A 15,118-nucleotide genomic window follows, 5' to 3' on the forward strand; every position below is an offset into this window, starting at 1 on the left:
TACTTCTTTTTTGAATTAAAAATCTTTTTATGCACAAAATAAGTATCGGAGGGGATTTTATGAAAAAAACTGAGAAAGAAGTTAAACAGAAATTTGATGAGATTTCTGTTCAAGCTGAACCAAAGCATAATTTAGTTAAAAATTGTGTGTATGCTTTTATAATAGGTGGACTTATATGTGATGTGGGACAGTTTTTTAATAATTTCTTTATAAATATGGGAGTACCCAGCGAAGAAGTAGGTACTTATGTAGCAATAGTTATGGTGTTTATAGGAGCTTTTCTGACTGGACTCGGAATATACGATAAAATAGCAAGCTATGCAGGAGCAGGTACAGTAGTACCTATAACTGGTTTTGCCAATTCTATTGTTTCTCCTGCTATGGAATTTAAAAGAGAAGGTTATGTATTTGGAGTAGGAGCTAAGATGTTTACTATTGCTGGACCAGTGCTTGTATATGGAATAAGTAGTTCAGTAGTTATAGGAATTATATATTACTTTTTTAAAATGTTATAGATAAAAGAGGGTGGTGTTAGCCTTGGATAAATTAAAGTTGATAGGAAAGCAGACATTGAAAATAGAAAGCAAACCTAGAATAATTTCAACTTTTAGTGTAGTTGGACCTAAAGAAGGAGATGGACCACTTAAAGATTATTTTGATTTAATTTTAGATGATGATCTAAATGGTGAAGATAGTTATGAAAAGGCAGAAAGTACTTTATTATATACATCTATAACAGAAAGTATAAAGAAAGCCAAATTAAAACCTCAGGACATCAACTTTTTATTTGCAGGAGATTTATTAAATCAGATTATATCATCCACTTTTGCGGCTAGAGATTTAGAAATTCCCTTTATAGGATTATATGGTGCTTGTTCTACAATGACAGAATCATTATGTATGGCATCTATTACAATGGACGGAGGATTTGCAAAGAATGTTATAGCAGCTACATCATCCCATTTCTCCGCAGCAGAAAGACAGTTTAGATATCCGTTAGAATTTGGAAATCAGAGGCCGCCTACAGCCCAATGGACAGTGACTGGGTCTGGATCAATGGTGCTTGCTAGAGAAGGTAATTATCCATATATTACTTACGTAACTATTGGCAAAGTCAAAGATTATGGTATAAAGGATGCAAATAATATGGGAGCAGCTATGGCACCAGCAGCAGTTTCAACTATATATCGGCATTTTAAGGACACAGGGAGAACTCCGCAAGACTATGATTTAATAGCTACAGGAGATTTAGGGAAAATAGGTAGAGAAATTACCCAAAAGCTTTTAAAAGAATATGGGTATGATATGTATTCTAATTATATAGATTGCGGAGAAGAGATATTTGATAATGAAAGACAAAAGACTGATTCTGGTGGAAGTGGATGTGGATGCTCAGCAGTAGTAGCTAGTGGATATATATATAAAAACATGCGTAAAGGAAAATTTAAGAGGGTGCTATTGGTTTCAACAGGAGCTCTGTTAAGCACGACGTCTTCACTTCAAGGTGAGAGTATACCAGGTATTGCTCATGCCGTATCTATAGAATATGGTACTGGAGGAGATAAAGCATGAATATGGATTATGTAAATGCATTTGTAGTTGGAGGGATAATATGCGTAATTGCACAAATACTTATGGATACTACAAAACTTACTCCAGCGAGAATACTTGTTAGCTTTGTAACTATAGGAGTAATACTTGGAGCTTTAAATGTTTATGATATTATAGTTAAATACGGCAAAGCAGGTGCAACAGTGCCTCTGCCTGGATTTGGGTATTCGTTAGCTAAGGCTACAATAAAAGAAGTTAATGAAAAAGGATTGATAGGGGCATTCACGGGAGGAATAAAAGGAGCAGCAGGAGGGATAAGTGCAGCTATAATATTTGGATATATAATGGCACTATTATTTAATCCAAAAACAAAGAAATAAAAGATTAAGATGCTATTTAGCATCTTAATCTTTTATTTCTTGCCCTTAGGTTTAATGAAGTTATTAATAATCTTATTAGAATCAGTGTTGTCTGATGGAGTACTATTATCATTGGTACTGCCTTCATTTGTATCAGTGTTAGTATCATCACCAGAATTATTATTTGAATCTGAAGAATTTTCATTTTTATCTATGTTATCTGTATCTGTGTTTTTATCTTTGTCATCTTTTGAATCCGTATCAGTTTCATCAGGTTTTTCGTCAGGAACTCTAATATGATAATCGCATATTTCAGTAGGTACAGTACCTTCTATAAATAGTTCATTACGAATAGTAGTAGAAGGACATGCATCTGTAGGAATTTTTCCTGTAACTGTGCATATAGGAACTTGAACAATTCCAGAAGGCATAGGTATTTCTTTATATGCTAAGTTTTTATGTGCATCTTGCATAATAATTCCCCAAAGCCTTGCAGCATCATTACTGCCTATATATTTTCCAAAAGTATAATTTTCATTAAAACTTCCATGATCATCCTTACCAATCCATACAGCAGCAGAGTAGTAAGGGGTTAAGCCTGTGAACCATAAATCTATGGACATATTAGTTGTACCTGTTTTACCATGTGCCATAGGACTAAAGTTTGCAGCAGTACCTGTACCGCCTACTCCAGAAACAGGGCCTCTTAAAAGATCATACATAATATAGGCTGCTTGTGGAGATAAAACTTTAGTAGAATTAAATTTGCTTTCTAATATAGATTTACCTGTTCTATCTAGCACTTTTGTATATATAATAGGATCTACTTTCATACCACCATTTCCAAACACTCCATAAGCTGCAGCCATAGCTAGGGTATTAGTACCACTAACTCCAGGATTACCCCCAAGCTGTCCAAGTGACATAGCTGCCATACTTGCTTCATCTGTATTTTTATCTATTTTAAGTCCAAATTTTCTAGCGTAATCAGCACCAGTACTAAGGCTTAATTCATGCTCAATTCGAACAGAAATAACATTCTTAGATTTAGTTAATGCTTCTCTTAATGTCATAGGTCCCTCATAAATAGCAGGACTATTACTAGGATTATAAGGCTTACCATTATCAGGATAAAATCTTCCTATTTCTGCAGGAACTGGAGCATCGTCATATATCTTAGCAGCGGTTGCAAGTTTTGAGTCTATAGCGGGGCCATATACACTTATTGGCTTTATACTTGATCCTGCAGCTCTATAAAATTGTGTAGCTCTATTAAAGGAAAGAGGAGGCTGATTGCCGCGACCGCCAATAATAGATTTAACTTCACCAGTACGATAATTCATAATAACTGCAGAAGCCTGAGGTTGAGCTATTTTATCTATATATTTAGACTTCATGCCAAGTATAGAATCCATATTATCTAGAGTGGTTTGGGTATGTTCTTGCATATCCTTATTCATGGTTGAATATATTTTAAGTCCACCATACATTATCATTCTATTTGCATCATCTTCATCTATATGATATTGAGCCATAAGATCTTGTTTTACTCTTCTTATTACTTCTCTAGAAAACCATTCATACTTAAGACTATTACTTTGTCTAGTAAAGTTAAAAGTTAGTTTTTTATTATTTAAATCTGATAATGCTGTACTATATTCAGTTTGAGATATATATCCATTTTCAAGAAGTTTACTTAAAACTGATTTAGTTCTATTTGTATATGAAGAAGTATTTTTTTGTGTTACAACTGCGTTATAAAATACAGATGGACTTTGAGTAAGACCTGCTACGAATGCACACTCTAATAAACTTAATTTGGAAACGCTTTTATTAAAATATTGGAGTGATGCAGCTTCTACACCATAAGCAGGGCCTCCTAGTGGAATAGTATTCATGTAAGCTTCCAAAATTTGATCTTTACTTAATTGCTTTTCTAGCTGTAAAGATAAATAAGCTTCTTGTACTTTTCTTTTTATCTTAACTTCATTACTAAGCATAGTATTTCTTACAAGCTGTTGAGTGATAGTCGAAGCACCATGAAGGCCTCGTTTTCCTGTAAGTTTATTACTTATATTAGTAAGGGTGGAGCCAAATATTCTTCTAATATCTATTCCGCTATGCGTCTTAAATCTCTCATCTTCAATAGCAATAAAGGCATCTTTTAAATCTTGGGGCATATCTTTAAAAGATACTACTTTTCTATTTATATCAGAAATAACAGTATCCATAAATTGTCCACTATCATTATATATTACTGATGGTTCATTTAAACTTAATACTTTATTTACATCAAGTGGCGGGGCTGTCTTTACCATGGCAAGTACTACACCCATAGTTGCTACAGCGCCAAATACAAAAAGTAAAATGAGAGTAACAATGGTAATTTTAAAAACTTTAAAACGGGTGTTCTTTGTTTTCTTCCCCATTTTTGTGTTGCTCATAATTTTCCTCCTGAAATTTTATATTATTAATTCTAACCAACTTTAAAATATTATAACACATAAAAGGATTTTAATAAAATATATATGTTTAGCCATGGTGATATATATACTTAGGATAAAAAATATAATAATAAGGATTATTTAGTAATAAAATTAAAAAACTCGTAATAAGTAAATATAAAGAATGTGTTAATAATACGAGGAAGTGAGAATTATTAAGAGAAGAAAAATTAGTTTTAAGATTAAAGTGTGGATAATTATAATGCTTATAGGTATTATAATAAATGTTTTTATATATGCTTTTGATAAGATAGTTGCTTCTAGGGTGTTAGATGTTGCAAATGTTGAAATGAAAAGAAAAGCAATAGAAACTTTAAACCAGTCTATCATGAATAAATATTTAGAAAGCTTTCAGTATGATGACATAATTAAGATAGAAAAAGATAATTCAGGAAATATAACATTAGTTAAGTCTGATACTTTAAAGTTAAATAAATTGGCTTGCGATGTAGCATTAGAATCTCAACAAAAGCTAAAGGATATGGGTGATGTTGGAATGAAAATTCCTATAGGATATATTACTCAAAATAATGTGATTGCTTATTTTGGGCCAAGTATTACAGTGAAAATGAATCCTATTGGATATATTGAAACTAAATATATATCTGACTTTGAATCTGTAGGGTTTAATCAAACAAGGCATAAAATTTATATCCAAGTAAAGAGTAATATAAGGGTTATAATACCTACCAAAAGTGAGGATGTACAAATTTTAAGTGAAATACCGGTTTGTGAAACCATAATAGTAGGAAAGATACCGGAAAATTTCCTAGGAGGAAGTCTAGAAAATTCAGGATTTAGAATCAGGGGGAATTAAAAAGTTTAATTTATAAATAAAGATATGAGAGTATGATAAAAGGTTCTTAATAAAAGATTGTATTACTAATATTTTTCGACCTATCGGTCTTCGGGCTTATCAACCCTTTGATAAATATTAATTTAAAGGAATTTCGTCAAAACGAAATTCCTTCCTTCAGCAGTGTGGATGAAGACGTTTTTAATGTTAAATTTAGTATAGGTTCTGCATTGTAGAAAGTATTGAACAAGCAATTAGAAGCTCTTTATCTATCAATTTAAAGCACCGTAAAGAACTTTCTAATGTCTGAGCTACAGCCAGTTTAGAAAGGTTAGGTGATTTTAATTAATAGATATTAGAGCTTCTTTGCGCAGTGAACGCTTTCTTAAATGCAGAACCCATACCCAAGATGGAACATTAAAAACGTCGTAATATTTGTATAATATGTATTAGTTCTCTTCCCAATTAAATATGTATGGAACATTTCTGTAGTAATCTCCATAATTAAGTCCATATCCTACAACAAATACGTCTGGGATTTGGAAACAACAATAATTAGGAGTAATATCTACTTTTCTTCTCTCTGGTTTATCTAAAAGTACGCAACAGTTAACAGAAGAGGCACCTAAGGATTTAACATGATTAACTACAAAATCCATAGTAATTCCTGTATCAACTATATCGTCTACAATTAAAACATCAAAGCCTTCGATATTGTCTGGAATATCGTTAACAATTCGTACACTTCCTGTAGAAACTTCAGAATGACCATAGCTTGAAGTAGTCATAAATCCTATTTTTGTAGGAACAGTAATATGTCTTACTAAATCCGCAGCAAAGATAAAGCTTCCTCTTAATAGAGATAAAACATATAAATTTTTGCCTTCATATTCTTTAGAAATTCTAGAACCTAATTCTGCAACTTTTTTTTCGATTTCTTCTTTAGATATTAATATATTTTCTTTTTTTCCTTCCATAAGTGCCCTCCAAATATACATAATTATATGTTATTTACAATATTGCTATTATAGTATAAAATAATATGAAAGTTGTCAAGGTATAGTAATTTTTATGGGAGTGATTTAAATGATAAATGGGAATATAGAAGGTATAAAAGACAGTACATTAAAAAGGTTAGAAGCTATATATGATTTGAAGATTCCGAAAGATGAAGTGTTTACGGAAGAATTAATTAATATAATTGTAGGTGTCACATTAGATGTTAATAGAGAGGTAAGTGTGGCTATAAGCAGGAAAGGAATGATTGAGGGAGTTGCAATTGGTGACAGTACTTCTGTAGAAATGCCTATGATAGATATAAAGGAAAGAAAACTATCAGGAGTAAGAATTATTCATACTCACCCAAATGGTAATTCTCATTTATCTGCTTTAGATATATCAGCCTTAATAAAGTTGAAATTAGACTGTATTGCAGCAGTTGGAGTGGATGAAAATGATATTACAGATATAACACTTGGATTTTGCAATGTAAAGGATAACATGCTTGTAGCAGAAACTACGAAGAAACTTATCTTAGAAGAAGCTATAAATTATCCTATATTGGATAAAGTTAGATATATTGAAGAGTTAATTAAAACCACTTCTGTAGAAGAAGAAACTGGTGAAAAGGCAATACTTGTAGGAGTAGAAAGTGAAGAAAGTTTAGATGAATTAGAGGAACTAGCAAGAGCTTGTGAGGTAGAAGTAGTAGATAAAATGCTTCAAAATAGATATAAAATAGATACGGCTTATTATGTCGGAAGTGGTAAGGTAGAAGAAATTGCTCTCTTAAGGCAAGCTAAAAGGGCGAATGTAGTTATATTTGATGATGAACTTACAGCATCTCAAGTAAGGAATTTAGAGGATATAATAGGAGTTAAAGTTATTGATAGAACTACATTAATACTTGAAATATTTGCAAAACGAGCTAAGAGTAGAGAAGGGAAAATACAAGTAGAGCTAGCTCAGCTTAAATACAGACTTCCAAGACTTTCAGGGCTTGGAACGGTGCTTTCAAGAACAGGCGGAGGAATAGGAACAAAAGGACCTGGGGAAAAGAAACTTGAAACAGATAAAAGGCATATAAAAGAAAGAATATATGACTTGAAAAGTGAATTAGAAAAGACAAAACAAACAAGAATGACTCAAAGAGAAAGTAGAAGTGAAATTCCTAAAGTATCCTTAGTTGGATATACAAATGCAGGAAAGTCAACTTTAAGGAATACTTTATGCACTATAGCTGCAAAGGAAACTATTAAAAAAGAAAGCGTTTTGGAAGCAGATATGCTTTTTGCTACATTGGATACTACAACTCGTGCAATAGTTCTCCCGGATAACAGAACTATCACACTAACAGATACAGTAGGCTTTATAAGAAAGCTGCCTCATGATTTGGTAGAGGCATTTAAGTCAACATTAGAAGAGGTTATATATTCAGATTTATTACTTCATGTAGTAGATGTATCTCAAGAAAATTATTTAGAGCAAATTGAAGCGGTAAATAAGGTTTTAGAAGAATTGGCAGCTATTGATAAGCCTTATGTTTATGTTTTAAATAAAATTGATAAACTTAGTGAAGAAAAGCTTGAGGAAATAAATGAATTATTTAAGGATAAAATGAATATTAAAATTTCAGCAAGGCATAATATAAATCTAGAGGAACTTTTAAATCTTATAGGCTCAAAACTTCCAAATAAGCTTAGAAAAGCAGAATATTTAATTCCTTATGATAAACAATCTATGGTAGCTTATTTGCATAGAAATTCTAATGTTATATCTGAGGAATATAGGGAAGATGGAACTTATATATGTGCAGAAGTAAGTGAAATGGTATATAACACTTGTGAAGAGTATATGACTAAATAACATATTATTTATTAAAAGTACGAAAATAAATAATTGGTGTTCGTAAAAGAAAATAAGTTATTAACAAATAATAAATATCATATGATAAATATTGATAATTAAAGTTTTGTGTAGTAAAATAAAGGAAAGAAAATTTTACATGAAGCCTTAAGGAGGATTTAATTATGGATAAATACGTTTGTGTGGTATGTGGATATGTTTATGACCCAGCAGAAGGAGACCCAGATAATGGGGTAGCTCCAGGAACATCATTTGCTCAAATCCCAGATAGTTGGGTATGCCCACTTTGTGGAGTAGGTAAAGATCAATTTGAAAAAGAAGCTTAATAAATAAAAATTAAAAGGTCACATCAAAATGAATTGATGTGACCTTTTAATTTTAATCAGCAGTAACTAATCTTTAATATAGATAATAATTATAATTTCATAAACTAGAGAATGGAAATTAGAGATTATAAAAGAAGTATGTTCTATCTTTTTTAGTATTGATTATTATGCAACTTTGAGATATTATATTTGCAAGAGGGTTTCATTATAAATTTCAATTTTGTAAAATAAAATAATGTAAATGTATTCATAAATCGGATTAAACATTAGCTTTTTTGATTTAAAGGTTAATTATAAGTGAAGTTTTTATATAATTATTAATTCATATACATAACAAAATGGGAAAAATATGAAGTTGATATTCACGAAAATTTATAATTATACATAAAGTATTAATGCAAAAGGAGTTGTTTAAGGGTGGTAAAAAAGTTTAAAAGAGTTTTAGTTGCTAACAGAGGAGAAATTGCCATAAGAATATTTAGAGCATGCCATGAATTAGGCATTAGAACAGTGGCTATATATTCAAATGAAGATAAATGTGCTTTGTTTAGAACAAAGGCAGATGAATCTTATTTAATAGGTAAAAATAAGGGACCAGTAGAAGCGTATTTGAATATAGATGAAATAGTTGAATTGGCGCTTAAAAAAGGTGTAGATGCAATTCATCCTGGATATGGATTTTTATCTGAAAATCCTGAATTTGCACGTAAATGTATTGAAGCGGGAATAGAATTTATAGGACCTACTCCAGATATAATGGAGAGATTAGGAGATAAAATAAATTCTAAGATAGTTGCAAAAGAGGTAAAAGTTCCTACAATTCCAGGAGTAGAGAGAGCTATCGCATCAGAAGAAGAAGCTTTAAATATAGCAGAGGAATGTGGCTATCCTGTCATGATTAAAGCTGCGGCTGGCGGCGGCGGCAGAGGTATGAGAATAGCTAAAAGCAAAGAAGAGCTTGTAAAAACTTTTAAAAATGCTAAGGATGAAGCAAAAAAAGCATTTGGAATTGATGATTTATTTATAGAAAAATATATAGAAGGACCTAAGCATATTGAAGTTCAAATACTTGGAGATAAATATGGAAATATAGTTCACTTATATGAAAGGGACTGCTCTGTTCAAAGAAGGCATCAAAAGGTAGTAGAGTTTGCACCAGCTTTCTCATTAAGTAAAGAAAAAAGAGAAGAAATATGTAATGATGCACTTAAAATTGCTAAGCATGTGGGTTATAGAAATGCAGGAACAGTAGAATTTTTGGTGGACATTCATGGAAATCATTATTTTATTGAGGTGAATCCTAGAGTACAGGTTGAGCATACAGTTACTGAAATGATCACAGGGATAGATATTGTGCAAAGTCAAATACTTGTGGCCCAAGGATATAAATTGGATTCTAAAGAAATTAATATAAAATCTCAAAGTGACGTAGAAGCAAGAGGATATGCTATACAATGTAGAATTACCACAGAAGATCCTGCTAACAATTTTGCTCCAGACACAGGAAGAATAGACATATATAGAAGTGGTTCTGGTTTCGGCATTAGACTAGATGGAGGAAATGGATTTACAGGTTCCGTAATAAGCCCTTATTATGACAGTTTACTTGTAAAAACAACTGCTTGGTCAAGGGATTTTAAAGATGCAGCAAGAAAAGCCATAAGATCTATAAGAGAGCTTACAGTTTCAGGAGTAAAAACTAACGTAGGATTTTTAATAAATGTGCTTAATCATGATACATTTCTTGATGGAAAATGTACTACTAGTTTTATAGCTGATAATCAGGAACTTTTAGAAATAAAACCTAAAGCAGATAAAGAATTAAGAGTGCTAACATATATAGGTGAAAAAGTAGTAAATGAAACTCATGGAAATAAACCAAGTTTTGATGTACCTCATGTACCTAAGTATAATCATGAAGATAAATTAAGAGGAACAAAACAAATACTAGATGAAAAGGGTGCTAAAGGAGTAGTTGATTTTATTAAGTCCCAGAAGAAGCTTCTTATAACAGATTCTACAATGAGAGATGCGCATCAATCTTTAATGGCTACAAGAATGAGAAGTAAGGACATGATAAAAATTGCTAAGGCGGAAGCAAATTTAGCAAGTGACCTTTTCTCTATAGAAATGTGGGGAGGAGCAACCTTCGATGTAGCGTATAGATATTTAAAGGAAAATCCTTGGGAAAGACTTGAAGAACTAAGAAAAAGAATTCCCAATGTATTGCTTCAAATGCTTATAAGAGGATCAAATGCAGTAGGATATAAAAACTATCCTGATAATGTAATAAGAAAATTTATAAAGGAATCTGCTGATAGAGGAATAGATGTATTTAGAATATTTGACTCATTAAATTGGCTTAAAGGCATGGAAGTTGCAATAGATGAAGTACTTAAAACTGGTAAAATAGCAGAAGCTTGTATATGCTATACAGGAGATATATTAGATGAAAAAAGAGATAAATATTCACTAAAATATTATGTTGATATGGCAAAGGAAATAGAAAAATCAGGAGCACATATCTTAGGAATTAAAGATATGTCAGCTTTATTAAAGCCTTATGCAGCATCAAAGCTTATAAAAGCATTAAAGAATGAAATTTCGATTCCTATACATCTTCATACTCATGATACGACAGGGAACGGAGTAGCTACAATACTTATGGCTGCTGAAGCAGGAGTTGATATTGTAGATAGTGCTTTTAGCAGTATGTCAGGACTTACTAGTCAACCTTCTATGAACTCTATAGTAGCTGCACTTAAGAATACAGAAAGAGATACACTACTTAATATAGACAATCTACAAAAGGTATCTGATTACTGGAGTGCTGTAAGACCTGTATACGCAGGATTTGAGACAGGATTAAAGGTGGCTTCTGCGGAAATTTATAAATATGAAATTCCAGGAGGACAATATTCAAATTTAAAGCCTCAAATTGAAAGTTTTGGATTAGGTCATAGATTTAATGAAGTAAAAGAGATGTATAAAAAGGTAAATGATATGGTAGGAGACATAGTTAAAGTAACTCCTTCATCTAAAATGGTAGGAGATTTGGCTATATTCATGGTTAAAAATGATTTGAATCCAGAAAACATATATGAAAAGGGTCATAATATGGCATTTCCAGATTCTACAGTTTCATATTTCAAAGGGATGATGGGGCAGCCTAGCGGCGGATTTCCTGAAAAATTACAAAAGCTTGTATTGAAGGGAGAAGAACCTATAACAGTTCGTCCAGGTGAATTACTTCCTCCAGAAGATTTTGATAGTATAAAAAATCACTTAGAAACTACGTACAATATAAAAGTTGATGATAAGGATGCTTTAAGTTATGCTCTTTATCCAGATGTATTTGATGAATATATTAAATATAAAAAGGAATATGGTGATTTAAGCCACATGGGAAGTGATGTGTTCTTCCATGGATTGTATGAAGGGGAAACTAGTGAAATAGAGATTGCAGAGGGTAAGACATTAATAGTAAAATTACTTCAAATCGGAAAACTTAACAAAGGAAAGAGAAGTTTAGTATTCGAAGTAAATGGAAATAGAAGAGAAATAGAAATAGTAGATAAAGCAAACCATATGAAAAATTTAACTGAAGATACAGAAATACTCATGGCAGACGCAGAGGATTTATATGAAATTGGAGCAAGTATACCTGGAAATATGTATAAGATATTAGTTAAAGAAGGAGATATAGTACAAGAAGGGGATAGTATAGCAATAATTGAAGCTATGAAGATGGAAACCAATGTAGTATCTTCTGTAGATGGAAAAGTAGAAAAGATATATGTAAAAGAAGGAGAGCAGGTCAAAACTGGCCAGCTGGTTGTTAAGTTAAACAATCAATAAGAAAGTATTAGGTAAAATAAAGGGAAGTTTGAGAAAACAAACTTCCTTTTTAATATACTAAAGATAGCTTTGGGTGAATTTTTATTTAAAATATAGAAGCAATTAACTAAAGTATAAATTTTACGTATAAATATAAGCTAAAAAAGGTAAAGTAATATATGGTAAAAAGTCTCAAGGAGGAATTTTAAATGAGTAAGGTTTGTCCAGTGTGCAATGAAATAAGAGATATAAGGACTATATGTGGTAACTGTGGGGGAAGCTGCGTAGATAAGGGGAGAGTACAGGACTATTTTGATGATTATAGTGCAGATATGCCAATACAAGATACAGAAAATTATTGCTTTCATGTATTCCAGTGTGAAAGTTGTAATGAATTAATGCGTAAAAGTGTATTAAAAGTTGATATATAGTATTTTAATTTACTTAATAATATTATATAATTAAGAATAATTTAATTTTTAGTTGTGGATATACCAAAAAGGGGGAAGACGGGTGGAAAAGACAATTTCTCAATACCAAAAGGCATTCAATTGTATGGTAGAAAGATTAAAAAGTAATGAACAAATTCTTGCAGCTATGGTTTTTGGGAGTATGGTTACAGGAGACTTATGGGATAAGTCTGACATAGACATGTTTGTTGTAACTAGCGAAAGAATTAGTGATATAAAAAATATATACATGGAAGAAATGGAAATACCAGTACATGTAAAATTCATGAGCAAAAGTAAATTCTTAAAGCTTCATACAATGGATCTAAAGGGAGGCTTTATGCATAGAATTTTTGCTTCGTCTAGATTAATATTTTCAAAAGATCAAGATATAACGGGCTATTATGACAAAGGTAGATTTTATCCGGATCTAGATAGAGAAAGATGGAATATGGTTTATTTTGGAAAGTTATTAAAATGCATTGATGTTTGTAGGAAGTATTTACATAATGATGGTGTATATACTGCGTATACATCAGCTATGAAATGCTCTGAAGAATTTGCAAAACTATATGTAAATTTATTAGGATATATGATAAGTAAAGATGCTACTATAATGGCTATGGATTTAAATGATGCTTTTAAAGAAAGAGTAGATGAGCTTTTCTTTAATAAGGGAGATACAATAAAAGCAATTGAAAATATGTTAGCTTTTATAGAAAAATATGTAGAGGCTAATCTGAAGGATATAAATTCAATATTATTAGAGTATATGCAAAGTAAGGATTCATTTTTAAGCGCAGAAGATATAAAAAAGGATGCCCTTTTTTCAGATTTTGATATAGCTATAGAGGCTGTTTTGGAGAAACTTTCAGAAAAGGAAGTTATAAAGAAAGAAACAAGACCATTTAAAACTAATAATGGCAAAGTGCTGTTTAATGAAATAGTATTCTTTGTATAACATTTAAATTAAAAGCGAACTTGATTTTAAAATTAAGTTCGCTTTTAAAATAAGTAATTGGGGTAAATCTATGAAAAAATATAAAATAAGTTTTAAAGATAATGATACTCCTAAGTATGTTCAAGTAGTTCAGCATATAAAAAAGTTAATAGAGGGAAATATTATAAGAGATGGTGAAAAACTTCCTCCCATTAGAGATATGGCAAGTATGCTTAATGTAAATAGAATTACTGTAGTAAATGCTTATAAGAAGCTAGAAGGTGAAGGATACGCCATTCAAAAAATAGGTAGCGGAACCTATGCCAAAAGGAAAGAAATTGTTTTGAATTTTAGAAGAAAATATGGCGAGGTAATAAGAAAAAGCTTGGATGATAAGTCGCTTAAGTATATAGATTTTACTGGAGAAAGCATATCAAGTGAATTATTTCATATAGATATTTTTAAAAATATAATAGATGAAGTTTTGGAAAGAGATGGAGTAAAAGCTTTAGTGAATCAAGAGGCGCTAGGATATGAAGGACTTAGAAAGATCATTGATGATTTTTTTTGGAATGGAAATGTGGGCAGTGATAATGTTTTAATAGTTTCAGGGGCCCAGCAAGGAATAGATATAGTTTCTAAAGCATTGATTAACGTAAATGATAATATAGTTGTTGAAAAGCCAACTTATGGAGGAGCACTTACGGTATTTAAGTGGCGTAGGGCAAATATATTTGAAGTGCCGATTGAAGAGGATGGAATGAACCTTGACCTGTTAGAAAAACTAGTAAAGAAAAATAAGATAAAATGTGTATATATTATGAGTTATTTTCAAAATCCAACGGGTATAAGCTACAGTTTAGAAAAGAAAAAGAGACTTCTAAATATGGCAGAAATATATGACTTTTATATTATAGAAGATGATTATTTATCAGAACTTATATATAATGATATGGAGTATAAAAGCTTTAAAAGTATGGATATAAATGATAGAGTTATATATATAAAAAGTTTTTCTAAGGTGTTTTTACCAGGTATAAGACTTGGGTATTTAATAAGCCCTAAAGTCTTTAGAGAGAATATACAAAATTCAAAGGTGAGCACAGACATAGCTACATCCAGTTTGATGCAGAGAGTATTGGAGTTATATGTGTGTAATGGCCTTTGGAAAGGATATATAAGTGATCTTAATAAATTTTATAAAGAAAAGTATGAGATTATTGCTAATCAATTAAAAATAAAGCTTTGTAACAAAGCAGAAATTATATATCCAAATGGAGGACTTTATTTTTATATTAAAATCTTAAATGATGATATAGATTGTATAAAGTTATTTTATAAATGTAGAGAAAATGCACTACTTATAACTCCTGGGGTATTATTTTATTTAAATCCTGAAGAAGGAAAAAAATATTTTCGAATGGGATTTTCTCAAGTTAAAGATGAAGATATAGAAAAGGGAATTGATATATTAAATACACTATTATAAAA

General features: G+C 31.0%; 12 protein-coding genes. 10 read left to right on the plus strand and 2 right to left on the minus strand.

Annotation, left to right across the window (positions count from 1 at the left end):
- The first annotated feature begins 59 nt into the window (after positions 1-59).
- From spoVAC to spoVAE, 3 genes are read left to right on the plus strand one after another with little or no spacing between them, the layout of a single operon-like run.
- Positions 60-515 (plus strand): stage V sporulation protein AC, encoded by a 456-nt coding sequence (gene spoVAC / locus DP68_RS08015; protein ID WP_035308257.1) that lies wholly within the window; start codon positions 60-62, stop codon positions 513-515.
- Positions 516-537: 22 nt separating this feature from the next.
- On the plus strand, positions 538-1,572 hold the full coding sequence (gene spoVAD, locus DP68_RS08020; RefSeq protein WP_035308259.1) for a stage V sporulation protein AD: 1,035 nt from the start codon (positions 538-540) through the stop codon (positions 1,570-1,572).
- 2 nt (positions 1,573-1,574) lie between these two features.
- Positions 1,575-1,931 (plus strand): stage V sporulation protein AE, encoded by a 357-nt coding sequence (spoVAE, locus tag DP68_RS08025; protein WP_035308633.1) that lies wholly within the window; start codon positions 1,575-1,577, stop codon positions 1,929-1,931.
- Between the two features lie 32 nt (positions 1,932-1,963).
- Here spoVAE and DP68_RS08030 read toward each other — a convergent pair whose 3' ends face one another.
- A complete protein-coding gene (locus DP68_RS08030; RefSeq protein ID WP_035308634.1) occupies positions 1,964-4,339 on the minus strand; it encodes a PBP1A family penicillin-binding protein in 2,376 nt (791 codons plus the stop codon).
- A gap of 262 nt (positions 4,340-4,601) precedes the next feature.
- On the opposite strand from DP68_RS08030, the gene yunB reads away from it, so the two are divergent.
- Positions 4,602-5,231: a sporulation protein YunB gene (yunB, locus tag DP68_RS08035; RefSeq protein ID WP_291548146.1), complete on the plus strand. Its 630-nt coding sequence runs from the start codon at positions 4,602-4,604 to the stop codon at positions 5,229-5,231.
- Between the two features lie 428 nt (positions 5,232-5,659).
- On the opposite strand, the gene hpt is transcribed toward yunB, so the two are convergent.
- The gene (hpt, locus tag DP68_RS08040; RefSeq protein WP_035308260.1) at positions 5,660-6,187 is read right to left on the minus strand and encodes a hypoxanthine phosphoribosyltransferase; all 528 of its coding nucleotides are present in this window, start codon (positions 6,185-6,187) and stop codon (positions 5,660-5,662) included.
- Between the two features lie 109 nt (positions 6,188-6,296).
- Between hpt and hflX the strand changes: the two genes are divergently transcribed.
- The 6 genes from hflX to DP68_RS08065 all read left to right on the plus strand — a co-directional run bounded on the left by hflX (position 6,297) and on the right by DP68_RS08065 (position 15,116).
- Entirely contained in the window at positions 6,297-8,075 is a 1,779-nt protein-coding gene (gene hflX, locus DP68_RS08045; protein ID WP_035308263.1) for a GTPase HflX, read from the plus strand.
- A 164-nt stretch (positions 8,076-8,239) separates the two neighbouring features.
- The gene (rd, locus tag DP68_RS19205) at positions 8,240-8,401 is read left to right on the plus strand and encodes a rubredoxin (protein WP_081957132.1); all 162 of its coding nucleotides are present in this window, start codon (positions 8,240-8,242) and stop codon (positions 8,399-8,401) included.
- Positions 8,402-8,818: 417 nt separating this feature from the next.
- Positions 8,819-12,259 carry a pyruvate carboxylase gene (locus tag DP68_RS08050; protein ID WP_035308265.1) on the plus strand — a complete coding sequence of 1,147 codons (3,441 nt, stop codon included), beginning with the start codon at positions 8,819-8,821 and terminating at the stop codon, positions 12,257-12,259.
- A gap of 188 nt (positions 12,260-12,447) precedes the next feature.
- Positions 12,448-12,669 (plus strand): hypothetical protein, encoded by a 222-nt coding sequence (locus DP68_RS08055; protein WP_035308267.1) that lies wholly within the window; start codon positions 12,448-12,450, stop codon positions 12,667-12,669.
- An 82-nt stretch (positions 12,670-12,751) separates the two neighbouring features.
- A complete protein-coding gene (locus tag DP68_RS08060; protein WP_035308270.1) occupies positions 12,752-13,648 on the plus strand; it encodes a nucleotidyltransferase domain-containing protein in 897 nt (298 codons plus the stop codon).
- Positions 13,649-13,718: 70 nt separating this feature from the next.
- The gene (locus DP68_RS08065; protein ID WP_035308272.1) at positions 13,719-15,116 is read left to right on the plus strand and encodes a PLP-dependent aminotransferase family protein; all 1,398 of its coding nucleotides are present in this window, start codon (positions 13,719-13,721) and stop codon (positions 15,114-15,116) included.
- Positions 15,117-15,118 lie beyond the last annotated feature (2 nt).

Origin of the sequence: Clostridium sp. HMP27, assembly GCF_000765165.1 — a bacterium.
Taxonomy (GTDB): Bacteria; Bacillota; Clostridia; order Clostridiales; family Clostridiaceae; genus Clostridium_AK.